The sequence below is a fragment of the Corallococcus exiguus genome, assembly GCF_009909105.1.
Lineage (GTDB): Bacteria > Myxococcota > Myxococcia > Myxococcales > Myxococcaceae > Corallococcus > Corallococcus exiguus.
On the sequence record NZ_JAAAPK010000002.1, the window covers coordinates 802,250 to 825,945 of the forward strand.

The window sequence follows — 23,696 nt, forward strand, 5'->3', positions numbered from 1 at the left end:
GCTCCGGGGGGCGTGAAGGGGAGGGGGCCGAGCGCCTCCTCCTCATGCACTGGAGAAACGCATGTGGCTCAAGTGGTCGAGCGGCGTCGGCGTGGCGGGCTCCTTGCTCCTGGGCTTTGCCCTCAACGGGGTCCTCAGCCTCGGTACGGCCGCCTCGGCGCCCCGTGCCGCTCCCCAGCGCTTCGTTCCGGTGTCCCGGCTGGGAGCTGAAGCCGGGGATGCAAGGGACTTCCCAGCGGGGCTGCAAGTGGAGGCCCGGGTCGAGGACAGTCGCGGCCAGGTGGTGCCCAGAGGGTTTGCTTCCTTCGTCCTGCCCCTCGTGGGCTGGTGTGGCAGCGAGCCGAGGCGCCTCGGGCGGGTGGCCTTCACGGGCGGTCAGCTTCGGATGTCGCTGCCGGGCCCTCAGCGGATTCACGTCGTCGCCGAGGACGGGCGTGCTGCCCGGGTGTCGGTCGAGAAGGGCGTCGGTTCGAAGGTGACGTTGACGGTGGTGCTGCCAGACCATCCCTCCGCGCCGGTTCGGCCCGGGAAAGCCCTGCCTTGGGCCCTGCCCGAGCGGCCTCCCTACCGGGTCGCGATCCTCGCGATGCCAGGAACTTCCCGTGCGGAGCACCCGCAGCCGGTGCCTCCCGAGTTGGTAGCAGTCCTGGATGAACAACTGAGGGACGCGGGCTTCGCGACGCAGACGGTCCCTACCACTTCGGCAAGCACCGAGGCGGTCAGGGAATGCCATCGTGGGCGTGGGCGCGACTTCGACGCATGTGCTCAACGGGCCTTGCAGAGCATTTCCGCCGAATCCGTCATCGTCCTCGCCAATGGTGCCTTGGGACGGGTGACGTATTCGGAGGTGGAACTGGCCGCTACGTCGCATCGCATCTGGGGCGACTTCCAGATGGAGAGGGACCTGGTGGCGCAGGGCAGGCAGGTCGCTCGGTGGCTGGTGGATACTCACCTGTGGGAGGGCCGGTGGGGGGCCACCCGTCAGGGGCCGCCTCGGGATGCGTGCGAGTACCTCGCCGGTGCGCGTTTCGAGAGAGTCGATTCTTCCGGTGACGGCAGCAGCGTCATCGACTTCCCGGCCGGTTCTCCCAAGTCATTTCGTCTGAGGGGCGAACGCAGCGACAACGATCCGCTGGACTGTGACGGTTGGCAGCTCGTTTCGCGTCAGGGCCACTCCGGGCCTCCGCGCCTGCTCGGAACGGTGGATCCCCTGACAGGACGCCTCACCCTCGATAGAACGGAATACGTCCGGGCGGGAGTCGTCAGACCTGCTCAGGAGTAGCACGAAGAAGGAGTCCAGCACACATGCGCATCGCAATGAGTGGCACGCACCGCGTGGGCAAGTCGACGCTCATTGAAGACCTGGGGGAAGAGCTCTCGGAGTATCGGGTCGTCGACGAGCCGTACCACCTGCTCGAAGAGGAGGGGTACGAGTTCGCGTCTCCACCGTGTCTGGAGGACTTCCTCGAACAGCTCCGTCGCTCCCTGGATCTGCTCGAAGAAGAGGACACGCGAAACGTCCTGTTTGATCGCTGTCCCCTCGACTTTCTCGGGTACCTCCTGACGCACGAGGACTCCGATGCGTTCGACGTCGAGGAGTGGCTGCCCCGGATCCGTTCCACCCTCAAGACCCTGGACTTCGTCGTCTTCGTTCCCATCGAGGAGCGCGATCGCATCCGCCTCCCCGCGCACGAAGATTCGAATTTGCGCAGGGAGGTGGACGAGAAGCTCGCCTGGCTATTGCTCGACGACCCTTATGACCTGGGAGTGGAGGTCCTCTCCGTCCACGGAGCTGGTGCCTCGCGGGTCTCCCAGGTCATCGAACGCCTCAAGCGAGGCTGACGCCGTCTGGACTACCGGGCGGCGACCTGGTCCGCGGTGAGGCAGGGCTCCACCCGCTCAGGGACCACCAGGAAGGGCTCGCGGTCCAGCGTGCGGGACGTGCCCAGCGCGCTGTCGCCAATGGTGCCGCCGCCGTCGAACATCAGCACCGACCAGTCGTTCTGCGACGCGGGGAACACCGTGGCGCTGCTTCCGTCGCGGTTGAGGTCCCGGGCGTAGGTGGCCGTCTGGATGGTGCCGTTGGCGTTCATGTCCAGGTTGGCGCTCGCGGTGCCAGCAACCTGGACATTGACGAAGCGCAACCCGCCAATCTTCACCAGGTCCGCCTCCGTGGTGGGGGCCACGGGCGTGAACGCCGCGACCTCGTTGATGGCCGCCTCGCTGAAGGACGCCACTCGCACGCGCGAATAGTCGAACACGTTCGCCGCGCCGCTGATGGTGAAGCCATACACCTGATACTCGTAGTTCATGATGCTCAGGTAGTTGGGCTTGTAGTTGGCGTTGTCCGTGCCGCCGTGGCGCAGGCCGATGTTGTGCCCCAGCTCATGCATGATGGTGCCGGCCTGCTGCAACTCCGTGCCGCCCGGCGTGGACCAGCCGCCCAGCGTCACCACGAAGTCGTGGGCCGGGATGCCTCGCGAGATGCCGCTGGAGGTGCCACCGCTGTAGGTGTTGGCGAACAGCATGTAGTGGAAGAACGGCGCGCGGGCGGCGGCGAAGTACTTCGCCTTGATCTTGTCGAAGTCCGTCCACACCGGGTTCAGGTCCGTGTCCGCGTCCGCGGTCGCAATCTGCTGGTCCAGCGCCAGGTGCAGCGTGATGCCCGTACTGCCGTCCGGGTTGGACACGGGCGCGTTGGCGAACGCGGTGATGACCCGATTGAGCGCGCCCTGCGTGGGCTGGCGGTTGGCGTAGTAGTCCGCCTCGATGAAGATGTCCTTGCGGCGTGCGTTGGCGCCCAGCGCCGGCAGGTTCACGCCGCCGGAGCCGAACAGCTCCGCGTAATCGCTCAGACGGTCGCCGTCCGTATCGGTGCTCTGAGGGTTGGTGCCGTACTGCGCCTCCACCTTGTCGCAGACGCCGTCTCCATCCGTGTCCACGTCGGAAGCCAGGCACCCGGGCGCGGCCTGCGCGACCACGCCCTGGGACATCGCTGCCTCCGCTGGCAGCCCGTCCACCGACCCCTCCAAGCCTTCACCTCCACCACACCCGTTCACTCCCAGCAGGACCACGGATGCCGTCAGCAAGCGCTTCTGGAGCATGGACATAGCCTTCCCTTGGGGGGCATGGACCGGCGTCAAGCCAGCCCGAACCGCCTTGGGGGTATTTACTAGATATTCTGCTTTTACGTCTATGTCCTGGTGTCCGGTGCTGGGGTCTGGCGCTTTTCCTGCAGCGCGGACGCGTGGTGCGCCGTCACGCTCCGGTCACGCCACCGGGGCTAATCCCCTTCGCACCCACTTCCGGAGCGTCCATGCCCTTGATTCGACGGTTTCCTGTCGCGCATCGCGCGCGCATTCCCTTTCCTCCTTCCGCCGGAGCCTCTCGCGGACGGGGATGGGGGAAGGGCCCGTCGTGCAGGGCGCGCTCGCGTCCTGTCCGCTGCGACACTGCGCTCCCGCCACAGAAGGCCCACCCGAGCTCGCTGCGCAGGCTGCCCCACTGGGCCTTTCGGCCGACACGGGCCCGGCCACGGACACCGTGAACCGGAGATGTCTTTGTCGTGTCAGTCCGGGCAGGGCAGTTGGACGCGCATGGGGCGCGCGCTGGAGTTCTTGCGCTTCGTTCCGAGCTGTCCTTCGGAGCCGCGGCCCCAGCACCAGGCGGAGCCTTCAGCGGTGATGGCGCAGGTGAACGCGTCTCCGGCGGCCAGCGCGACGGCCTGACCTGTCAGCCCCGGTATGCGCACGGGAGACATCAGCGCACGAAGTTCGGATCCCCCGCTCTGGCCTTCCGTGTTCTCGCCCCAGCAGAAGACGTTCCCCGCGGTGCGCGCGCAGGTGTGGCGAAAGCCAAACACCACCTCCTCGACAGGGTGGCCCAGCTCCTTCATCTCCACCGGCACCCTGGCGAGCGCTGGGGAGGGCGCATCCATCAGCAGGTCTCCGAAGCACCAGAGCGAGCCATCCTTCTTCCAGGCGCACGTCTTCTGGTAGCCCGCCGCCACGCGCACCACGTCGTTCATTCCAGGGATGGGAGTGGGCTCGGTGCGGGAGCGGACCTCTCCCAGTCCCAGTGCGCCGTATTCGCTGCGCCCCCAACACCACAGGGAGCCGTCGCGCAGGGCCGCGCACGTGTGGCTCGTCCCCGCGGCGACGGAGACCGCCTCCATTGGGAGCTTGGGGACCCGGACCGGTGTGTCATCTCCCGTGCCGGGTTGGCTGCTCGCGTTGGCCCCCCAGCACGCCAGGGATCCATCGGTCAGCCGGACGCACTGCGTTCCATTCAGCTCCGTGCCACCCTCCAGGTGCCGGACGCGCACGGGATGTCCGCCCGGCTCTTCGTAATCTGTTTCAGACGCGTCAAGGGTGCCTCCCGCGCAGTACGCCGCGCCGGTGGCGGTCCTCACGCACGCGATGCCGTTTGCCATGCCCAGTGCGACGGCACTTCCAGCCAGCAGCCGCAGCGGTGAAGGCCCCCGCTCCCCGGCTTCGTGCGCTCCAGGCGGGTTGGCGCCCCAGCACCACGGCGTGCCGTCGCGAAGCAGCGCACAGGCCGCGCTGCCCCCCGCGGCGATCCGGGACACGCAGCGGCCTTCCCGCACGGGCACATTCGTGGCGGGCAGACCCAGGCGGTGCTTCAGGTGGCCACTCCGGGGGCGAGGACCTCCGGAGCCACCCACGAACTCCACCCACAGCTCCACATGCTGCGGTGCCTCCAGGAGCGCCCACGGTTCCGCGTCTCCGGCGTGCTCCGTCGGCCTCGCGACGACATGCTTCAGGGAGAAGCGCTCGCGGAGTGTCTCACCCGGCGCAAGGTTCACCGGCCCATGGGGATGGAGATTGGCGAGGTCGACGCGCTCCCCGATGGGGAAGCGGAAGACGCGCCCGTTGGCGGTGCGCAGATGAAGCAGGGTGAAGGCCGTCCAGCGCACGGTGCCGCAGGCCTGGGCGGGGAGCTGCTGGGGGCCGGAGGTCGCGTTGTGCGCCAGGACCTCGAGCTCCAACTCGGTGGGCAGTGGGCCGCTGCTCGGGACGATGGCCAGGCCGAGCCGCACTCCCTGCACCGGTTTCCCCCACGCCACCTCCTCCGCCAGGGCGGGGCTGGCGCACAGCAGGATCAGGGTCCCCAACAGGCCGCTCACGCAGGCTCTCGGCACGGATAAAACCTCTCGACGGTCCGCGCGTATGAACGGGCGGGGGTGACCCCAGGGTCTATCCCCCGAGCGTGTTGCTGTTCTCTTCAGAGGTCCCGGTCATGAGACGCAGGTGGATTCCCGCGGGCATCGCCACGATGGCCTTGCTCGGGGCGGGCTTGTCGGGCTGCTGTCCGGGGCCGCGCCAGTTCGGTGCGGGGCTTCTGTGCGTTCTACTGAAATCAGAGGTCGCGGCCCGGCAGCTGGCCCACCGCGGGCAGGAAGCCCAGGTCCCGGACGTGGACGAACCCGGCCGGGGCCTGCGTGGACGTGGCGAAGACGCCCACCAGCTGCGCGTGCTTCCACAGCTTCAGTGGCCGCCGCTGCCCCGGGCTGTCGCTGTCCACGGCGCTGTACAGGAAGCCCTCGATGCCCTGGTCCCCGTTCACCATCTTGAGCGAGTAGCCGGAGGCGCCGTCACACGTGGCCGTGTCGGTCAGCAGGTAGCGCCCATGGGTGTTGGCGCAGCGGTACAGCGGCTTGATGAGGGTCCCCATGCGCTTGCGGATGTTCGCGGGCAGCTTCGGGGTGAGCAGGGGCCCCTCCATGCGCAGCGCGCCGTACGACGACGCATCCGCCACCCCGTTGCCATCCAGGTCCGGGGAGTACCCGGACACGTCCGCGCCACCGGGATGCTCCTGGAGGTCCACCGTCACCGCGGTCGTCGTCAGGTAGCCCGTCTCCCCGCTCTTGAATCCCACCAGCGCCCGGTCGATGAAGAGCGAGTAGGACACGAGCATCGTGGCCGTGCCCATGTTCGCCACGTTGAAGTCCTCGCAGGACCGCACCATCCGGCTGGGCTGCATGACCGCGCGGTTCACGCACGTGGCCTCCAGTGACAGCGTGTCCCAGCGCGCCTTGCCCAGACACAGGGGACGGACCTCGCCGCAATCGCTCATCTCCCAGATGGCTTCCAGCGCGTAGCCCTCGGTGCCCACCGTCTTGGGCAGGCGTCCGCCGGGGCTCATCGCCACCGCGGCCTGCGGCCCCCGGAAGGAGATGGGCGTCCCGTCCAGCGTGTTGCTGCGGCCCTCGCCGCAGTAGTCCGCCCGGGCCATGCGTGTGCACAGCTGGTGGTACGCGAGCGCCTGGCCCTCCGGGTACTCCGTGGCCCAGGGCGGATATCCCCAGTCGACGCACTTGGCGATGACGCCGCCTCCCACGAAGAACGGCTGGGACGCGGAGCCCTCGTTCTTCGGCGCGCACGCGAAGGTGAAGTAGTCCGGGTTGCGGATCAGGTCGCCGCCCGCGGACCAGGCGTGGGGCACGGGAATCGCGAAGCCGCTGCCGGTGGGACACAGCGGCTCGGGCCGCTTGTCCTCCGTGGACGCCGTCACGCGGTACTCCCAGCGCGCCTTGCCCGCGTAGAGGTTTTCAGGAGTGCACTCCGCCGTGGGCGGCGTGATGTCCTCGTGACAGCGGGCCTCCGCGATGACGAGCTTCACCGTGCGGCCCTCGAACGGCGCCTGGAACGTCGTGTTCACCAGCGACGGTCCCTCCAGGAACCGCGCCGCCACGGGAGGATTTCCGCCCGAGCAGCCCTGCGCCGTGATGACCCGGCCGTTCAACGTCAACGCCTTGGCCGGCGCGCACGTCACGCCAGCGGGGGGCTCTGGCACCTCCACGGTCGCCAGCGGGATGTTGATGGATTCGAAGCGCCCCGTGCCGTGCAGTTGCGTGCCCTGCGCGCTGTTGCTGGGCGGCGGCTCCGCGCTCGCGCCCGCGGCCGTCAACATCACCGCGCCCAACAACGCGCGCCTCCAGGTCTTCACCATGTGTCCGTCGCTCCCCGCGTTCAGGCGGCTTCACGGAGGCGCCCCAACGCGTCCCCCGCAATCACATGAACGCTGGAGCTGTCGGAAATTCGCGCTGGCAACACGGTTTCGTGGACGTGTGCAAACCTTGCCGTGCATGCAAGGTCTGCACGGTCGCGCGCGAGTTCGGATGTGCAAACATTGCACATCCGGAAGGTGTTCACTTCAGCAGGGGTTGCCTTCGAAGACCTCCGCGCCCGCGCGCACGCGGATCCGGGTCGAGCCGTTCTGCGTCGCGATGCCGGTCACCCGCACCTTGGTGTAGACCGAGCCCGAGCTGTCGGGGACGTAGAAGCGCAGCTTGCAGGAGCCCGGAAGCCCGAAGATCGGCGGAGTCCAGACGCCCGAGCCGCTCACCGTGCCAATCGATTGCCACGTGGTGCTGACGATTCCCCAGGCGTCTCCGGAAACGAAGAAGGCGTTGCAGGCGGACTGGGTGGTGGGCGCCGTCGCCGGGACGGCCTCCACGTAGGCGCGGGACGGCCTGCCCCCGATGTTCGTCACGTCGACCACGAAGCGGTCCGTGCACGAAGGCTGCCCGTACGTGGCGTCATTGGACGTCGCGTAGACGGGGACGTAGCCCGTCTTGCGGCAGTTCCAGACGTAGGGAACCGTTTCGCCGTCCGGCTGCGCCAGCACGGTGCTGCTGGTCAGGCACGGGAGGACCGGGGGGAGGGTGATGCCCAGCGCCTCGCGGGTGCCGCCAACCTCCGCCTCCTGCCCTGGCGACGGGGTCTCTTCCTCCAGCGGACCGCCACAGGCGGTGACGAGCGAGGCGGCGAACAGGAGGGCGGCGGACGAGGTGAAGCGCATGGGACGACTCCGGAAGGGGCGAGGAAGAACAACGGTGTGTTGCGCCCCGTGCTGTTACGTCCCGTGCCGCGCATATTCCCCCACCATTTCCACGGCCTTTTCAGGCCCAGGGCGTGAAGGGGCCACGCACCTTCCAGACGGGGGTTCCAGTTCCAATGCCAAACACTCCGTGGAATCAAAACAGCACGGCACGGAACTCCGGGCCTGGAGTCGGGTGGTATCTTCCGTTCCCATGGACCTGCGAATCGTGCTCGGCGTCTCGTTGATGCTGGCGTCGCCCGCTTGGGGCCAGCCCGTGGTCTCCCCGGGCCCTGACTTCCAGGCCCGGATGTCCGCCGCGTCCCGGGCCTACGAGGAGCTCGACTACGAGCATTCGCTCGAGCAGCTCGACTCGGCGAAGGCCGCGGCGAGTGACGGTGGAGAGCGGGGCAGGGTGGCCATCCTCCGGGGCATCGTGCTCGCGGACCTGGGGCGTCGTCAGGAGTCACTGGCCGCCTTCAAGGAGGGATTGTCGCTGCTGCCCGATGCGAGCCTTCCGGTGAAGGTGTCCCCCAAGGTGTCACGCGACTTCGAGGAGGTGCGCCGGAACGTGCAGCGGGAGCTGGCGCGCAACCCCCGGCCGCCTCCGGACGCGCCGGTCGCGATAGCGGATGTGCAGCCGGAGCCCGCTCTGTCACCTGGACTCGTGCCGGCACCGGCGCGGGAGGAGGTGCGCCGCACGCCGGTTCTTCCGCTGGCCTTGCTGGGTGGAGGCGTGGTGCTCGGGGGCATTGGGGGCTACGTGGGCCTCCAGTCGCGGAGCAACGTGAACGCCGCGCGCGAGGATGACTTCTACAGCGACCGGACCGCGCACCTGGACAGCGCACGGGGACAGGCGCTCGCGGCCAACATCCTGCTGGGCGCGGCCGTCACCGCCGCGGCCGGCGCTGCCATCACCTGGCTGCTCACAGGCGATTCACCGTCGCCGCGGACGGAGGTCACTCCATGAAGCGCGCCGTGGCCGTGGGACTCGGGTTGCTCTGCATCACCTGCACGGTGCCGGACATCGAGGAGCTCGAAGGGGAGCGCCCCAGCGGATGCGACGCGAGCCATCCCTGCCATGTCCAGGTGCGGCTGACCTACGACGGCTTCCGTCCTGGCTGCGTCACGCTGCGAGTGGTGGACGCGGAGGATGCCTCCAGGACCTTCGAGCTGTCGGTGCCCGAGGGAGCGGGCGAGACAGGCTTCGTTCGTCGCACCGGGTGGAGCGACACGGTGAAGGTGACAGCCTCCGCCCGCGAGCGCTCGTGCGCGGGGCAGGAGGTGGCCACTGCTTCCTCGCAGGTGGAGGTTCCGGAGGAGGACACCGCCAGCGTCGAGCTGACGTTGAGTGCTCGGGATGATGACGGGGATGGCTACGTGAGCACCGCCACCCGGGGGACGGACTGTGACGATCACTCCGTCTCCATCTCCCCGGGGGGGGAGGAGCGCTGCGACTTCCTGGACAACAACTGTGACGGCCGCCAGGACCCGGTGCCCGTCTGTGAAGGCGTCAAATGGAGGACGACCGAGCGCTTCCCTCTAGCGACCTTCCGGGACGTGGCTCCCCATGCGCGCGGTCAGGCCTGGCTCGTGAGCGACAACAACGACGTGCTCGCCCACGTTCGTCGGCAGGCCGATGGTGGCTTTGACGTACAGCCATTCACCGACTGCCACGGAGCCTGGTCCACCGCGTGGGCGCGGCCGAGCGACGGGCGTGTGTTCATGGGCTCCTGGATGGGGCAGCTCGCCACGCGGTCGCTTGTCGCCGAGGAGCCCTGCACGCTGACGTCCTTTGACGGGGGCGGGGCGGCCATCCAGGACCTCGTGGGCTTCGAGGCGGACGGAGGCACGACGCTCTACGCGGTGAGTGAGACCGGGGACATCCTCCGCTGGGACTATCCGGCGGAGCCCCAGCGGGTGGCGCACGTGGACGCGGACTTGCGCTCCATCCATGGCCTCGACCCTCGAACGCTCATCACCGTGGGCACCAACGGCAAAGGGCCCGTCGCCTACCACGTCAACGCGGATGGAGGTCCGTGGCTGCGGGAGCCGCTGCCGCAGTTGATCTCGGGACAGGACGCTCTGCAGGCCGTGCACGTGGTGGCGCCGGGCCTGGCCTACGCGGGCGGAGCCCAGGGGCTGTTCCTGGAGCGTGCGGCGGGCACCTGGAGCACGAAGCCGACGTATCCCATCTACGTGGATGGTGGCGTCGCGCCTGATCTGCTGGACGTGGTGTCCTTCGGACAGGGCGTCGTCTTCGCGCACCTGGACTCGGACGACCTCGTCCGCTTCGACGGAGTGGCGTGGCAGGACTTCCTCTTCGGCACCCAGGGCTTCACGACCCTCAAGGGGCTGTCGTCGGACGAGCTGTGGAGCGCCACCGAGGATGGGACCGGGTTCTACTGGGGACCCTAGATGGAGCCTGCCCGCAGCACCGTGCTCACGTACGAGAGGGCCAGGCTCTGCCGATCCCCGACCCGTCTTCCGAGGAGATGGACCTCCGTCGCGGAGGTGTTCCAACGGCTGTGCAGGGTGTACTCCCGGGTATCCCAGTAGGCGTCCTCGGCGGCCATCAGTGCCCGCTCGTTCATCTGCTCCAGGGATGAGGCGTCCGGGGGCCGCCGCTCCTGGACCGCCTGGATGGTTTCGGCGACGAAGGCGAGGCCGGCGAGCGCACTCAACACGGCCCTCTGACGGGCGGCCTCCTCCGCCGAATCCCGGGTTTCATCCGGCTCGCCGAACTTCGTTTGGAGCATGCTCGCGACGCTGCGGTGGGCCTCGCGGAGATCTCCCTGGGGGCCAAGGTAGAGGGTCACCGCCGCGAGCTTCTCCTGGTCGAAGGAGAAGCGAATTGTCGCGGGCATGTCCCAGTGCTCCGACTGAAGTTCGAGTCCGCCGCCATCCACGATGACCGCCTCGGGGTAGCGAGCCCGCACCTCATCGGGGCTCATGCTCCAGTGGGTGTCCTCGAAGCCGGTCGCGGCGCCGCGGAGATTCCGCAGATGGGCCTCACGGATGGCTTCGCGCCGCTCCAGCCGTTGCGCGTGCTGTGAGTTCTCACAGCCGATGGCCAACAGACACAGCGGGAGGAGGGCGGCGAGCTTCCTGCGCATGGGGGCCTCTCGGTGGAATGACCCCCTGACGTGGAATCGATCTATTTATTCAATCGGGTGATGACCTTCGGACAGGGCGTCGTCTTCGCACGCCTGGACACGGACGTTGTTCTCGCCTGTTCATTTGCTCAGCCAGAAGGCACGGTTACCGCTGTGCAGCGCTCTTTCGAGAAACTCCTCGAAGGACGCGGCGATGCGCGGGACTTCCTCCGGATACGTTTCGTGAAAGGCGTCGAGCAGCGGATAGCGTCTGGCCTCCCGCTTCGCCACGTCCACGACGACGAAGTTGGTGTCCTGCATGTCCACCAGCGTGAAATGCGAGGCGGGGCCCGCGCCGTCTTGGTCTCTGCCGCGGATGGCGATGCGGGCCCGCTCGATTTCGTCCAGCGACAGGATGCAATACTTTGCGTTGGGTATCGGCTTGAAGAGGCTGCCGCCGTTGGAGTGCAGGTAGAAGGCGCGTAACTCCTCGTCCAGCTTCCAGCCGACGCGCGCCTCGAAGGCGGCAAGTTGAGCGGACGTCGCGGGCGGGTTGGGGAAATGCAGCCGGGAGAACTCGGCCAGCAGGCTGTCCATGGACATAGGGGCGTCCTCAATCCACGTAGGGACGCTCGGGACCGGGCGTCAGCCACTTCCCACCGAGCGCGTAGCAGGCGGCGTACTCGTCGTTGAAGATCTGGTGCACGTCCCCAGGGACGGGAACCACGTTACCGGACGCTGTTGGCGGCCCGCCGTGGGCAAGGTCGAAGATGTGGTGCCCAGGCCAACTCTTCCCCTTGCTGGTCATGGGCCAGGGGCCGAACTCGGTGCTCCATTCGTCCCTGAAGCGCTCCCTCACGTTGTCCCACTTGTCGCGGCGTCGCTGCAGATCCGTCACCTTCGGATAGTCGCAGCAGCAGTGGGTAATGGCCAAGCGGCCCCCGGCCTCCGCGGGCATGAAGAAGTAACGTCCCTGCCAGTCGCCCTTGATGTCGGCCAGCTACATGCAGCCCATGAGGGGGAGTCCCTGCGCCGCGCATTTCGACTCGCACCGTGACAGGAACGCAGCGCTGCACTGCCAGGGTCCATAGTAGATGGTCGTCCGCATTTGACCGCCGTCCGGCGTCCTGACGACCGATCCGACCCATTTCGCTCGTGCAGGGCTGCCTCCTCCTCCGCCTCCTCCGATGGTGGCAGACCCGCATCCGACGAGTGCGAGGAGTGCAGCGGTGCTCGTGGCAAAGCGGAAGGCATTAGCGGCTGTCATGTCAATCCATGACAGCACGGCAAGGACTGTCAGGCCACAGGTTCGGTTCCTGTCGGAGTCACTCCGGTCCACCGCTCCTGCGCGGGTGCCTACTTCGGTTGGGTGAAGTAGGCGTGCAGCACGCTCAGGACGCCGGTGATGGCAACGCCCACGAGGGGGACCGCTACCAGAAGGTAGAGCCCCCGGGTGAAGCCCATGCCCACGGCCATGTGTTGTTCCGGCGCTTCCGCCAGGTAGAGGATGTCGACGGGGGAGCCCGGGAGCCGCTTGGAGGCCACCGAGGTCGCCTCATCGAACTTGCCGCTGAGCTCCGGGCCCTCCGGCGGACGGAAGGCATAGTAGACGGTGCTCGGTTTGCCCCGGCCCTCGTTGACCCTGACCACCTGGCCCTGGGCGCGCAGCCCGTGCTGCTCCAGCCGCACGGTCAGGCGGCGGTAGTGGGAGAGGACACTCAGAAAAAGGGCAGGGCCTCCCGTGAAGACCGCCAGCAGGAAGCTCAGCATCGTCAAGCTCATGGTGTCCCCACGATGGCGGGTGCGCGGCGGTCGAATCAACCACCCGCGCGAAATCGAATGTCGTGAAAAAATAGGTCAATCGACCTATATCCGTGGTGGGTCACGAAAGGGAGTCGCCATGGAGTCGGACGGTCGTGTCGTGCTGGTGGGGGGCTATGGGGTGGTGGGGGCGCAGCTCGCCTTGTTGCTGAGGGAGCGTCACCCGGACCTGCCGCTGCTCATCGCGGGGCGCCGGGATGCGCCCGCCAGGGAGCTGGCCGCGCGTCTGGGACGGGCCGAGGGCGTTGCTCTGGATGTCCGCTCGCCTCAGGCGTTGGCGGCGCTGGGCGGGAAGCCCCGGGCCGTGCTGTCCCTGGTCAATGACCCGGAGGACACGCTGCTGCTGGCGGCGTCGCGTGGCGGGGTGCCCGTGCTGGACATCACCCGGTGGACTTCCCGGCTGAAGGCCACGGTGCTGCGGCTCTCCGGTGCGACGCCGGGCGCGCCGGTGTTGCTCGGGTCCGCTTGGATGGCGGGACTGGTTCCTCGCCTCGTGGCGTTGGCGGCGCGGACGGTGGGGCGCCCGGAGCGTGTGGAGGTGGCCATCCGCTTCGCGCTCGCGGATCAGGCGGGGCCGGACTCGTTGGAGTACATGGACCGCCTGGGCCTGTCCTTCGAGGTGACGGAGGACGGACAGGAGCGGCAGGTGCTTCCGCTGACGGACGGTCGGCGGGTGCGGTTCTCCGACGGACGCCACACCCGCGTCTTCCGGCTCGACACGCCCGAACAGGCGACGCTGCCCCGCGTGCTGGGCGCGCGGACGGTGACGACACGGCTGGGCTTCGACTCGGGCTTCGCGACGTGGACGCTCGTCGCGCTCCAGCGGCTGGGGATCCTCCGGCTGCTCCAGCACCCCCGCTGGACGCCTCTGCGACGGATGCTGCTCACCGGCAGCAACACCGGGGGCGAAGCCGCGTGGGTGGCGGATGTGGAGGGCGAGCGGGGGCACGTCCGCATCGAAGTCGTGGATCCCCTGGGACAGGCCCACCTCACCGCCGTCGGCGCGTTGCTGGGCGCTGAGCGGCTCCTGGGACTGGATGGAGCGCCGCCGCCACCCCCAGGCGTGTGGTTCCCGGAGCATGAGCCCCGGCCCGACGAGACGCTGGCCACCCTGCGTGCCTGCGGCGTCGAGGTCCGGATCGACGAGCGTCTGGCGCGCGAGGCGGCGTGATGGCCCGCAGCTCGAGCACGAAGGCTCCTGGGACACTCCCCTCGCCGAGCCCCCGGAAGGGAACCGCGGTGCATGCCAAGGGCACCGAGCGCGTGGAGCGCATCCTCGACGCGACCATGGAGGTCCTGGCCGGCGATGGCTACGCGGGACTCAGCTTGCGCGTCGTGGCCCAGCGCGCGGGCGTGAGCCTGGGGAATCTCCAGTACTACTTCCCCACCAAGCAGGACGTGGTGCGGGCACTGCTGGCGCGCTACCTGGAGCAGGCCCTCCAGCGGGTCCGCGAGCGGATGGCGGGTGGAGGCAGCGAACCGGCGCAGCGGCTCCGGCTCGCCGTGGATGCCATCCTGGAGGACCAGGACTCACCGCACGCCTGCCAGTTCTTCGCGGAGCTGTGGGCAATGGCCGCGAGGGACACCATGGTCGCCGACACCCTCACGGTCTTCTACGCCGGCTATCGCGCGGGCGTCGTGGAGCTGCTTCGGGAGCTGTCACCCGACCTCACCCCGGCACGCAGGGGCCGGAGAGCGGCGCTGCTGGTCGCCCTCTTCGAAGGCCTGTCCCTCTTCCGGGGCGGCGGCAACCTTCGCGGCGCCTCGGTGCCGGGGCTGGAGCAGGAGCTGCGCGTGCTGCTGGAGCAGGTGTTGCTTCCAGGCTCAGAACGACGGCAGGTCTGACGCCAGATGGGATGACAGCCCACCGTCCATCACCAGGGCGCTCCCGTTGACGTAGCCGCCAGCGGGTCCCGCGAGGAACGCCACCAGACCTGCCACCTCTTCGGGCGTTCCGAAGCGCTTCGCCGGGATTCGCTCCTGCAATCGCTGGCGTGAGGCAGGAGGTGCCTTCGCCAGCATGTCCGTCTCGATGTAGCCGGGACAGACCGCGTTGCAGGTGATGCCGTAGGCTCCCCACTCCGCGGCGATGGCCTTCGAGTAGCCCACGAGCGCGTGCTTGGTGGCCGCGTAGGTGGACGACTGGGCGCCACCGAAGAGACCCATGATGGACGCGACGTTCACGATGCGCCCATGGCCTTCCGCCTTCATTCGCGGCAGCGCCCACTGACACAGGTTGCGCACGCCCTCCACGTTCACGCCGAACAGCAGATCCCACTCGGCGACGCTCACCTCGTCCGCGCGATGAAACGGCCCGCCCAGGCCCGCGTTGTTCACGAGCACTTGGGGCACGCCCACCTTCGCTTCGAGCCGGCCGAGCGCTGACTCCACCTCGTCCCTGTTCGCGACGTCGCAGGCCAGCGGCCACGCGCGGCCCCCGGCCTGGAGCAGCTGGTTCTGGAGTTGCTCCAGCGCGGCGGCATCGCGGGACACCAGGACCACCTCGAACCCGTTCCGGGCCAGCAGGGTGGCGATGGCCGCTCCAATCCCCCGGCTGGCCCCGGTGACGACGGCGACAGGTGACTTCGGCTGCGTCTCCATCAGAGCACCCCCTGCGGCGGGACGAGGCGCACTTCGTCGACCCGCACGTTCGGGGGTTTGATCGCGACCTCCCAGATGCACTGGGCCACGTCCTCCACGGCGAGCATGTCGGCCGGACTGAACTCCGGCCGCGACTTCCAGAAGGCGGTGTACACGGCGCCGAGCGACAGCAGGGTGGCGCGGATGCCGAACGCCTTGCCCTCCTCGTTCAGGACGCCAGTCAATCCACGGACGCCATGCTTCGTCGCGGCGTAGGCCCCGTTCATGGGCAGCGTGAGGTGGTCGCTCACGGACCCGATGTGGATGATCCGCCCGCCGCCTCGGGGCTTCATTCGCCGGAAGGCCTCGCGCGCGCACAGGAACGTGCCCGTGAGGTTCACGTCCATCATCCGGTTCCAGTCATCGAGGGACGTCTCGTGGAGCGGCGTGAAGACTCCGACGCCCGCGCAGTTGACGAGGACCTCGATGGGGCCCGTCTCCGCCTCCGCCCGCTTGAACAGCGCCACCACGGAGTCCTCGCGCGTGACATCCACGTGCAGGCAGTCCGGCGTCTCCGTCGTCACGTCACTCGCGGCGCACACCACGCGCAGGCCCTCCGCGCGCAGCTTGTGGACGACGGCGCGCCCGATGTCGCCCGTGCCTCCGATGACGATGACATTCCGAATGCTCAAGCGCCGTACCTCTCCCCCGGGTTCATCCCCATGGCCAGGGTAGTCCATGGAAAGCGAGCCAAGGGGGAATACTCAGAGGCGGGGTGCGAATCCGCTCTCGAGCTATTCGGGCGCGCCCTGTTCAATCCACGTGAAGATGAGATCGATCTCCTCTTCGGGAATGGGCGGCAGGCCCAGGGGCATGCCCAGCACTCCCGGCTGGAAGTGCCCGTCCAGCTCCCCCTGCCGTGCGAGCAGCGCGGCCACCAGCCGTGGCGTCCCGTCCTCCAGTCGATCCGGGAGCCCGCGAAACTGGCCGTCGCGTTGGATGCCCCGGACGATGCCGGCCCGCGTGGCCATGTCGAGCGAGGCACCGTCGTAGCCGAACCCGCCCGTGTTCCCAGGCCCCTGATCTCCGGGCCGCCGCATGTCGGAGTGGCAGTGGAAGCAGAGGTGCCGTGAGAGCTTTTGCGCCACCTCCGGATAATGGACCTCGCGATCCAGCCTCCGGGGTTGGTAGCGGGGGACTGGCGCTGCCGCCACCTTCGGCAGGGGCTCGCGCAGGAAGGCCGCCAGATCCTCGACCTGCTTGGGCGTGAACGAGAAGGCGGGCATCTCCGTGTCAGGGAGGATGCGGTGCGGATCCGTCAGCCAGTTCCGCAGCTGCGCCAGGGACATGCGGTCGCGCACGTGGACCAGATCCGGGGCCCGCCTCCGGGACGAGTCGCTGTGGAACTCCGGCGCGCCGTAGCGCAGGGACGCGAGCGGGAAGTCCCCCCGGTAGTGACAGCTCGCGCATGGGTGCGCCGCGTAGAGCGCCCGGCCCGCCTCCACATCACCTCGCGCGGGTTCCTCCGACTCCTGCTCGGTCACCGCGAAGTAGTCCGCGAGCAGCTCCGCGTCCTTCGGGCCCACCTTCATCCGGGGCATGGTGGCGCCGTAGAGCGGCCTCACCACGTGCGGCGCCTGGAGCCAGGAGACGAGCCACTCGCGCTTGACCCGCTGGCTCAGCGAGCCGAGGTCCGGGGTCCTCACCAGGTGGGTGATGTGTCTCTTCCATCGCTCGACCTCCGCCTGCTTGTACCAGGGGTCCATCCGTCCGGCGCTGATGGCCTGGTGGCACGTGACGCAGTTCTCGCTCAGACGCGCGGACACCGGTTCGAGCCCGGGGACGACGTGACAGCGATTGCACTGGAAATGCTCCACGGCCTCCCGTGGCGTCGACGGTGAGTGTTTCGTGGGGGCGAGCACGCGCGTCTGGAGGCGCAACGCCAGCACGTCCGCGTCGCGGACAAGCACGTAGCCACCACCGGCCATGGCCACGACGAGCGCGACGCCGGCCAGGGTGCCGAGGGTAGGGACGCGCAACGCCACGAGGGTCGCTCAGTAGTAGGAGGAGGACCAGTAGCTGAGCCGTACGTTGTGGCAGAGGAGCTCCGGGAAGATGATGGACTCTCGGGCCATCCCCAACCCCAGCACCAGTACGGCCGACGTGAGCACCAGGCTCATGATGGCCTTGCGTTTCGTGCCACAAAACCGCCGGCCCGGTCCGTGGAAGAAGAGGGCTTGCAGGACGAAGAGCAGGATGGGGCTGGCCACCAGCACGGCGACCCCGGGAATGCTCATCGCGCAATGGGAGAGAGCCCAATTGCTGACGTCCATGAAACTTCCGCCCACCCAGGATGCAGCCAGCAACAGGACGAGTGCGACACCGACGACCCGGAAGAAGTTCCGCCGCGCGGCCGTCGGCTGGGGCTGTCCCTTCACGGTCGGTGCCCAGACGTTGTGGACGACGACGCGGTTCATGACCACCGCGCCCACGGTCCAGAGGAACAGCTCGCCCCAAAAGGGCAGATTGAAGTCCCTCGCCGCGGTGTCCATCGAATTGATGCATGCGAGCGCATGCAGCGGCCACAGGACCGAGGCACCGAAGAGGATGGGAGCAAGGGCGCGGGGAAGCATCCGGTGAGGCTATCAGGCACGTCGCCGCGAGTGCGAGTGGGCCCACCTGGCGGCTGAACCCATTGGCAGTCGCGGAGCCGGCACGGCGTGCGCACGCTGCCGGGGAGCGGTCATGGGGCCTACCCTTTGGAGTGCGTTCTGGAGAGCCGGCGCACCCGAGGGGAGTTCGAATGGAGCACTTCCTCACCCACGCCGAGCAACCTGTCGCAGCGAGCCATGCCAGACGTGCCAGCAGGGCCTGGCCTCGCTGGCTCCGCTACACCTTGCCGGGGGCCTGGGTGGCGCTCCTCTTCGCCTGTCTGGCTTTCACTCCGTCCCTGTTGCCGCGCAGCGGGCCGTTCCAGGGCTTCGTCAGCGGCCTCAGCGCGGCCATCGGTTATGGGCTCGGGTGCCTGGGTGCCTGGCTGTGGCGCGAGTTCGCGGACCGCCCCGCGAGGACGCCCGGTCGTCGCGCATGGCAGGGCTTCTTCATCGTGGCCGCCGTGGCGCTGGCGGGCGCGCTGGTGCTCGGCTGGCATTGGCAACAGCGCCTGCGGGAGCTCATGGGCATGCCCTCACCGGGCCGCGCGGGATATCTGCTCGCTCCCTTCGTCGCGGCGGTTTTCTTCTTCGTGATCATCGCCGTGGGGCGTGGCCTGCGGGGCGTGTCCCGCGCGTTGGCCACGCGGCTCGCACGACACATCGGGCCTCGCGCGGCCCGGGCGACGAGCGGACTGGCCGTGGTGGTGCTCACCGCGCTGGTGGCCAGCGGCTTGCTCTGGGACGGGCTCATCGCAGCGGCGGACCGAACCCTGGAGGTGCAGGACACGATGACCGACGAAGGCGTGGTCCCGCCGAGCACCGCGTTGCGCTCCGGAGGCGCGGGCTCGCGCATCCCGTGGGACTCCCTGGGAAGGGAAGGGCGCAACTTCATCGGACGCGGGCCTTCGGTCGAAGAGCTCTCCCGCTTCCATGGCACGGCGGTGAAGGAGCCCATTCGCGCGTACGCGGGCTACGCCTCCGCGCCGGATGCGGAGGCCCGCGCGGCGCTCGCGGTCGACGACCTGGAGCGGGCTGGCGGCTTCGACCGCGCGTACCTGCTGGTGGTGACGACCACGGGCAGTGGCTGGGTGGTGCCGGAGGCCGTGGACGCGTTCGAGTACATGACCGGTGGTGACTCCGCGATCGTCGCCATGCAGTACTCGCATCTGTGGTCGTGGCTCTCCGTCCTGGTGGATCAAGCGCGGGCGCGGGAATCAGGCCGGGCGCTCTTCGACGAAGTCCATGAGCGCTGGTCGCGGCTTCCTCCCGGCAAACGCCCGAAGCTGCTCGTGTTCGGAGAGAGCCTGGGCTCCTACGGCGGGGAGACGGCATTCAGCGGCGAGCGGGACCTGGCCAACCGCACCGACGGAGTACTCTTCGTGGGGCCGCCCAACTTCAACACCCTGTATCGCGCGTTCACCGACCACCGGGATCCGGGCAGCCCCGAAGTGGAGCCCATCTACCGGCAGGGCCGCATCGTCCGCTTCAGCCGCCGGCCGGGGACGAACATTCCTCCCGCGACCGCGCCGTGGGGAGACTCGCGCGTGCTGTACCTGCTGCATCCCTCCGACCCCATCATCTGGTGGAGTCCCCACCTCCTGGTGAAGCGGCCAGACTGGCTGCGCGAGCCGCGAGGCGATGACGTCCTGGGGCAGATGGTGTGGATCCCCTTCGTGACGTTCTGGCAGGTGACGGCGGACCTGCCCCTGGGCATGGAGGTGCCCGCCGGCCACGGCCACGTCTACACCGCCGAGCACGTGGACGGCTGGGCCGCGCTCCTGCGGCCCGAAGGCTGGAGCGCGGACCAGACGGCACGGCTGCGGGACCTCCTCCTCGCGCGGGATGCATCGAAGAACGACTGAGCGGAAGGAGGCCCCACCGCGCTCACGGCGCGTCGAGCCAGTCGAAGTGGTGATCCAGCGTGAAGGTGCCGTCAGGCTGGTCCATGCGCACGAGCAGCCAGGGCGGCACGGCTCCGCCCAGGACCGCCGGAACGTTCATCGGCTGGCGGCGTGGATCCTGGTAGCGGTTGACGCCGCCCGCGGTGAGGGCACCCATCCGCAAGCCCGGGAGCGGCGCGCTGGACGTGTGGCACGACTGACAGAAGGCGTTGCTGCTGGAGTCCGGGCGAGGCAGATCGGCCTCCAGATGGGGCATGGCCATCATCGACGTCCGCAGACAGCGCTCGCGCCACTGCTGCACGGAATGAGGGTTCTTGTGCACACGGTCGATGCACAGGTGCTCGCCCGACTGGGCCGGGTAGTCCAGCGGCTCCACGTAGGACTGCAGCCGCAGCTGCTCACACAGAACCCGGCCCGACGAGAGCGGGTATTGGTACGAACGTGAGCGCAGCGTCTCCAGCACCGGCGAGTACACCTCCGAAGCGCGGTAGGTCAGGTCCACGGTCGTTCCCAGCGCCTGGTTGCACAGCAGCTCCTCCACCCAGGGCCGCACCGAATCCCCGGGGGAGAGCGCGTAGATGCGCAGCTCGTCCACCCAGCCATGGAAGGGCAGCCGCGTCTGGCCCCGGACGAAGTCGGGACCCGGGTCGCCGACCGTCATCCACGTCCAGCCATTCATGGAGTTGTACATCGGGTCGAAGCCCACGTCGTAGGGCGCCACGGTCAGCGACGAGTGCGCCGTGCCGTTGATGTAGAACGTGAGCTTCCGCTGCCCGGCGAGGGTGTAGACCTTCATGCCGAAGTGGAAGTATTTGCCGGGCTGCACCAGCGAACCCAGGTTGACGGTGAACGTGGAGCCCGTCTGGCCGTTGTATCCGGTGAGCTCGTGCCACGTGTTGGAGTAGCCGTCGACGGCCTGCACCAGGCCCACCCATGAGTTGTCGGAGAAGTAGAACAGCGTGCGAGGCACCGTGCGTGAGACGCCGCCGGGCCGGGGGACGAACGGCGGATCCATCCGGGAGTCCAGCCAGATGCCGAACAGCCAGTCGCGGCGCGAGCCGTCCACCGGGTAGCCCATGTCCATGAAGTCGTTGCGGCCATCCAGCCAGACGCCCTTGCCGCTGACGCCGCCCAGGGCCACCGGTTCGATGCGCGCGCCGCCTCGCAGCCGCACGGAGGCGGGGGGCTGCGGCCCATCCGTGCCGAACAGCGGGCTGCCCGTGGCCGCGTTCTGCGCCAGCGGATTGCGCATGAATTTGAAGTCCGCGATGTCGCCTCCGCGCACGTAGGCCCACGCGTTGCGGGTGGGCATGAAGCCATCCTGCGGGAAGGTCTCCGCGCGCAGCGGGCCTTCCGGAGACACGTCCATGCGCATGGCCGCGTTCATGTGCGCCACCACGAAGGCGCGCTTGTTGAGGTAGTCGTCGAAGGCCACCTCGGAGTTGCGCTGGGTGTTGGATTGGAAGTTCCACACCACGTCGAACGGGAGCGTGGGCCGCAAGGCATTGAAGGTGTTGAGCTGGTTCTCGAACGAGAACAGCTGCGAGCTGCCCTTGGGCGACAGGGACAGGTCCGCGCCCGCGTAGAGGCGCAGGGAATAGGTGCGCTGGTAGCGGTCCTCGCTGTTGCCCCCCAGGTCGGTGATGCTCATGCCGTTGTCCAGGATGACGGCCTTGCCGTGCGTCCAGGCCCCCAGCACGCTGATGGCCTGCGCCGGCGCGCGGTCCGGGTTGAAGCGGGCCCGGTCCGCGTCGGACGCGGGCTCGCTCCACAGCGCATCGAGGTAGGAGACGGGCGCGGAGCGATCCTCCCTCACCACCTGTCGCGCGTAGTAGCCGTCATGGGGGTTGTTCTTCGCCGCGAAGAACAGGTTCTTGCCCTCGCGGTCCAGCCACGCGTACGCGCCCTGGTTGCGCACGCCGAAGGGGATGGGGTTGCCCATCGTGTCGCGGAAGTTGCGCGGCTGGCCGTTGATGACCTGCGAGCGGGCCAGCTCGTAGCGGGTGTTCACCGCGGGGTCCATGGGCATCATGCTGATGGGCTTGAAGTGACTCCAGGTCGCGGCCTGGCAGATGGCGTCCGAGGACGCGTAGAAGAGGCCGCCCATGTTCAGGATGAGCATCCGGCCATCGCCGCTGGTCGCGGGCTCGAACATCGCCAGGTGCTTCTCATCCGGCCCGTTTCCGATGACGCCGTTCCAGGTGGAGCCATTGCCGATGACGGCGTCCTCGTCGTCCTCCACCTTCAGGTCACCCGCGAAGCTCTGCCGGTCGAAGAACTGGCACCACTTGGGTGCGGTGGCGGCGGTGTTGCGGACGTAGTAGGTGAAGCCGAAGATCTTCTTGGGGACGTAGCACTGGAAGCTGGCGTTCTGCGTGAACAGCCGGATCCAGTCGATGGTGTCCGGCGCCCCGGGGACGCTGTACGTGGAGCCGGTGCTCATGTCTCCCCAGTTGGAGTCGTGGACGTTGAACGGGCGGAACGGCGGCAGGTCCCAGGTGGGCAGGGACTTGGACTCGCCTTCGGGGTTGCGCGGGTAGACCCAGAGGCCCCAGTTCTGGACGCCGCCGCCCACGGAGTCACCCGCCGTCGCGAGCTTGGGATTGCGCACGAAGACGGTGAGCGCCGTCGAGCGCAGCTCCCAGCGCTTCCCGTCGGAGGCAACCATTCCGTAGACGAGGGAGATGTCGTAGCAGTCCCCGGAAACCCACGGCGAAGTGGACTCGTAGCGGGCCCGGCACGCCAGCGGGTTGCGGCCTCGGCCCCCCGCGTTCAGCGACGACACGGAGTCCTCGCACAGCGTGCTGTGGAGCATGTCCGGAAAGTCATTGTTGTTCTTCGCCGCGAGCCGGCTGTAGCCGGGCATCGGGTTGAAGGCGACGAAGGGATGGAGCCCCGGCTGCCATGTGGGCTGCACGTAGCGGGTGCCCTTCTGGGCGAAGTCGTAGCGGAAGTCCGGGCCCAGCAGCTCCGGCCGGAAGGTGTAGAGCGTGGAGCCCTCGGCGCAGCCACGGCAGCCGCCGCGCACGAAGAGCCGTCCGTCGTTGCTGCCCCGGTTGAAGGGCATCACCTGGATGGCCTGGGACGCGTCCGCGGTCTCCGGTGTGCGCGGCGCGCTCCATCCGTTGTCGTATTCGAACGGAGGGAACGGCTGCATCACACCGGTGAGCGCCGAGGGGCGCACGGACAGCGGCGTGGCGCTGGAGTCGCGATAGGGGCGCCACGCCGCCGACAGCTCGCGGAAGATGCTGGGGCGCTGGGGGTTCTCCGCGTTGTAACAGTTGTCGATGCGGCTGTAGTCGTTGGAACACGCGGCGGTGCCCACGAAGGCCACTTCGCGGAACTGCGTCGGCGGGTCCAGCCGGGCTTCGGACGTGGCGAGCGACGAGGGTGGAGGCGGCTCCGCGGCAGGCAATGAATCACATGCCACGTTGATGCAGAGCAGGGCCAGGGCGCTGGCCCGCCAGGGAATTCGAGACGCGGGGTGAGGATGCATGAGACGCGGTGTAGCTGTCTCACGCAGCCTTCCGTCAACTGGGGCTATAGCGACTGAGTCGACGACGCGGCCGGGGCGGGGACGCACTTTCCGCGGGCCGTCGGGCGTATGTCTGGCGAAGCCGCCGTAGCGCGCGTCCGTGAACTCCTCCAGGTCGCGGGGATTGCCGGGCACGATGAAGTCCACCGTGCCCGGCGGGTCGAAGCCCGCGCCCCAGGCCAGCCGCAGCGCCCGCCGGACAACCCGAGGAGCCCCAAGCGAATGCCCATGGCCGCGGCTTCTGGCACACCCACCGGGCGAAAAGACA

Annotated in this window: 20 protein-coding genes; 7 read left to right on the top strand and 13 right to left on the bottom strand. The window is 68.6% G+C overall.

Annotation, left to right across the window (positions count from 1 at the left end; all coding sequences use genetic code 11):
- Positions 1–61: 61 nt before the first annotated feature.
- Both GTZ93_RS09685 and GTZ93_RS09690 read left to right on the top strand, forming a co-directional pair.
- A complete protein-coding gene (locus GTZ93_RS09685) occupies positions 62–1,282 on the top strand; it encodes a hypothetical protein (protein WP_139918346.1) in 1,221 nt (406 codons plus the stop codon).
- A 23-nt stretch (positions 1,283–1,305) separates the two neighbouring features.
- Complete coding sequence (locus tag GTZ93_RS09690) at positions 1,306–1,842, top strand: AAA family ATPase (protein ID WP_139918348.1); 537 nt, start codon at positions 1,306–1,308, stop codon at positions 1,840–1,842.
- Between the two features lie 11 nt (positions 1,843–1,853).
- On the opposite strand, the gene GTZ93_RS09695 is transcribed toward GTZ93_RS09690, so the two are convergent.
- From GTZ93_RS09695 to GTZ93_RS09710, 4 genes are all read right to left on the bottom strand, one after another.
- On the bottom strand, positions 1,854–3,104 hold the full coding sequence (locus GTZ93_RS09695; protein WP_257979165.1) for a hypothetical protein: 1,251 nt from the start codon (positions 3,102–3,104) through the stop codon (positions 1,854–1,856).
- Positions 3,105–3,568: 464 nt separating this feature from the next.
- Positions 3,569–5,134 carry an RCC1 domain-containing protein gene (locus GTZ93_RS09700; protein WP_139918351.1) on the bottom strand — a complete coding sequence of 522 codons (1,566 nt, stop codon included), beginning with the start codon at positions 5,132–5,134 and terminating at the stop codon, positions 3,569–3,571.
- A 245-nt stretch (positions 5,135–5,379) separates the two neighbouring features.
- Positions 5,380–6,972 (bottom strand): ADYC domain-containing protein, encoded by a 1,593-nt coding sequence (locus GTZ93_RS09705; protein ID WP_139918353.1) that lies wholly within the window; start codon positions 6,970–6,972, stop codon positions 5,380–5,382.
- Between the two features lie 204 nt (positions 6,973–7,176).
- The gene (locus GTZ93_RS09710) at positions 7,177–7,824 is read right to left on the bottom strand and encodes a hypothetical protein (protein ID WP_139918355.1); all 648 of its coding nucleotides are present in this window, start codon (positions 7,822–7,824) and stop codon (positions 7,177–7,179) included.
- 232 nt (positions 7,825–8,056) lie between these two features.
- Between GTZ93_RS09710 and GTZ93_RS09715 the strand changes: the two genes are divergently transcribed.
- Together GTZ93_RS09715 and GTZ93_RS09720 are read left to right on the top strand one after the other, a co-directional pair.
- Positions 8,057–8,812 (top strand): YfgM family protein, encoded by a 756-nt coding sequence (locus GTZ93_RS09715; RefSeq protein WP_139918357.1) that lies wholly within the window; start codon positions 8,057–8,059, stop codon positions 8,810–8,812.
- Positions 8,809–10,260, top strand: a complete 1,452-nt coding sequence (locus GTZ93_RS09720) for a putative metal-binding motif-containing protein (RefSeq protein ID WP_139918359.1) — start codon at positions 8,809–8,811, stop codon at positions 10,258–10,260. Before GTZ93_RS09715 ends, GTZ93_RS09720 begins: the two co-directional genes overlap by 4 nt.
- On the opposite strand, the gene GTZ93_RS09725 is transcribed toward GTZ93_RS09720, so the two are convergent.
- The 4 genes from GTZ93_RS09725 to GTZ93_RS09740 all read right to left on the bottom strand — a co-directional run bounded on the left by GTZ93_RS09725 (position 10,257) and on the right by GTZ93_RS09740 (position 12,719).
- On the bottom strand, positions 10,257–10,958 hold the full coding sequence (locus GTZ93_RS09725; protein WP_139918360.1) for a hypothetical protein: 702 nt from the start codon (positions 10,956–10,958) through the stop codon (positions 10,257–10,259). The genes GTZ93_RS09720 and GTZ93_RS09725 overlap by 4 nt on opposite strands.
- Before the next feature lie 120 nt (positions 10,959–11,078).
- Complete coding sequence (locus tag GTZ93_RS09730; RefSeq protein WP_139918362.1) at positions 11,079–11,540, bottom strand: SMI1/KNR4 family protein; 462 nt, start codon at positions 11,538–11,540, stop codon at positions 11,079–11,081.
- A gap of 10 nt (positions 11,541–11,550) precedes the next feature.
- Positions 11,551–11,871, bottom strand: coding sequence for a hypothetical protein (locus tag GTZ93_RS42705; protein ID WP_257979166.1), 321 nt, complete (start codon positions 11,869–11,871; stop codon positions 11,551–11,553).
- 422 nt (positions 11,872–12,293) lie between these two features.
- The gene (locus GTZ93_RS09740; RefSeq protein ID WP_139918365.1) at positions 12,294–12,719 is read right to left on the bottom strand and encodes a DUF3592 domain-containing protein; all 426 of its coding nucleotides are present in this window, start codon (positions 12,717–12,719) and stop codon (positions 12,294–12,296) included.
- 118 nt (positions 12,720–12,837) lie between these two features.
- Here GTZ93_RS09740 and GTZ93_RS09745 point away from each other — a divergent pair, with 118 nt between their 5' ends.
- Together GTZ93_RS09745 and GTZ93_RS09750 are read left to right on the top strand one after the other, a co-directional pair.
- Positions 12,838–13,929 (top strand): saccharopine dehydrogenase family protein, encoded by a 1,092-nt coding sequence (locus GTZ93_RS09745; protein ID WP_161662752.1) that lies wholly within the window; start codon positions 12,838–12,840, stop codon positions 13,927–13,929.
- 68 nt (positions 13,930–13,997) lie between these two features.
- Positions 13,998–14,603 carry a TetR/AcrR family transcriptional regulator gene (locus tag GTZ93_RS09750; protein ID WP_257979370.1) on the top strand — a complete coding sequence of 202 codons (606 nt, stop codon included), beginning with the start codon at positions 13,998–14,000 and terminating at the stop codon, positions 14,601–14,603.
- Here GTZ93_RS09750 and GTZ93_RS09755 read toward each other — a convergent pair.
- From GTZ93_RS09755 to GTZ93_RS09770, 4 genes are all read right to left on the bottom strand, one after another.
- Positions 14,583–15,359: an SDR family NAD(P)-dependent oxidoreductase gene (locus GTZ93_RS09755; protein WP_139920717.1), complete on the bottom strand. Its 777-nt coding sequence runs from the start codon at positions 15,357–15,359 to the stop codon at positions 14,583–14,585. The genes GTZ93_RS09750 and GTZ93_RS09755 overlap by 21 nt on opposite strands.
- A complete protein-coding gene (locus tag GTZ93_RS09760) occupies positions 15,359–16,030 on the bottom strand; it encodes an SDR family oxidoreductase (protein WP_139920715.1) in 672 nt (223 codons plus the stop codon). Before GTZ93_RS09760 ends, GTZ93_RS09755 begins: the two co-directional genes overlap by 1 nt.
- 102 nt (positions 16,031–16,132) lie before the next feature.
- Positions 16,133–17,383: a c-type cytochrome gene (locus tag GTZ93_RS09765; RefSeq protein WP_257979369.1), complete on the bottom strand. Its 1,251-nt coding sequence runs from the start codon at positions 17,381–17,383 to the stop codon at positions 16,133–16,135.
- A 9-nt stretch (positions 17,384–17,392) separates the two neighbouring features.
- Entirely contained in the window at positions 17,393–17,971 is a 579-nt protein-coding gene (locus tag GTZ93_RS09770) for a hypothetical protein (RefSeq protein WP_139920714.1), read from the bottom strand.
- 278 nt (positions 17,972–18,249) lie between these two features.
- Between GTZ93_RS09770 and GTZ93_RS09775 the strand changes: the two genes are divergently transcribed.
- Positions 18,250–19,854: an alpha/beta hydrolase gene (locus GTZ93_RS09775; protein ID WP_257979368.1), complete on the top strand. Its 1,605-nt coding sequence runs from the start codon at positions 18,250–18,252 to the stop codon at positions 19,852–19,854.
- A 22-nt stretch (positions 19,855–19,876) separates the two neighbouring features.
- On the opposite strand, the gene GTZ93_RS09780 is transcribed toward GTZ93_RS09775, so the two are convergent.
- Complete coding sequence (locus GTZ93_RS09780) at positions 19,877–23,389, bottom strand: LamG domain-containing protein (RefSeq protein WP_161662753.1); 3,513 nt, start codon at positions 23,387–23,389, stop codon at positions 19,877–19,879.
- Positions 23,390–23,696: the final 307 nt, after the last annotated feature.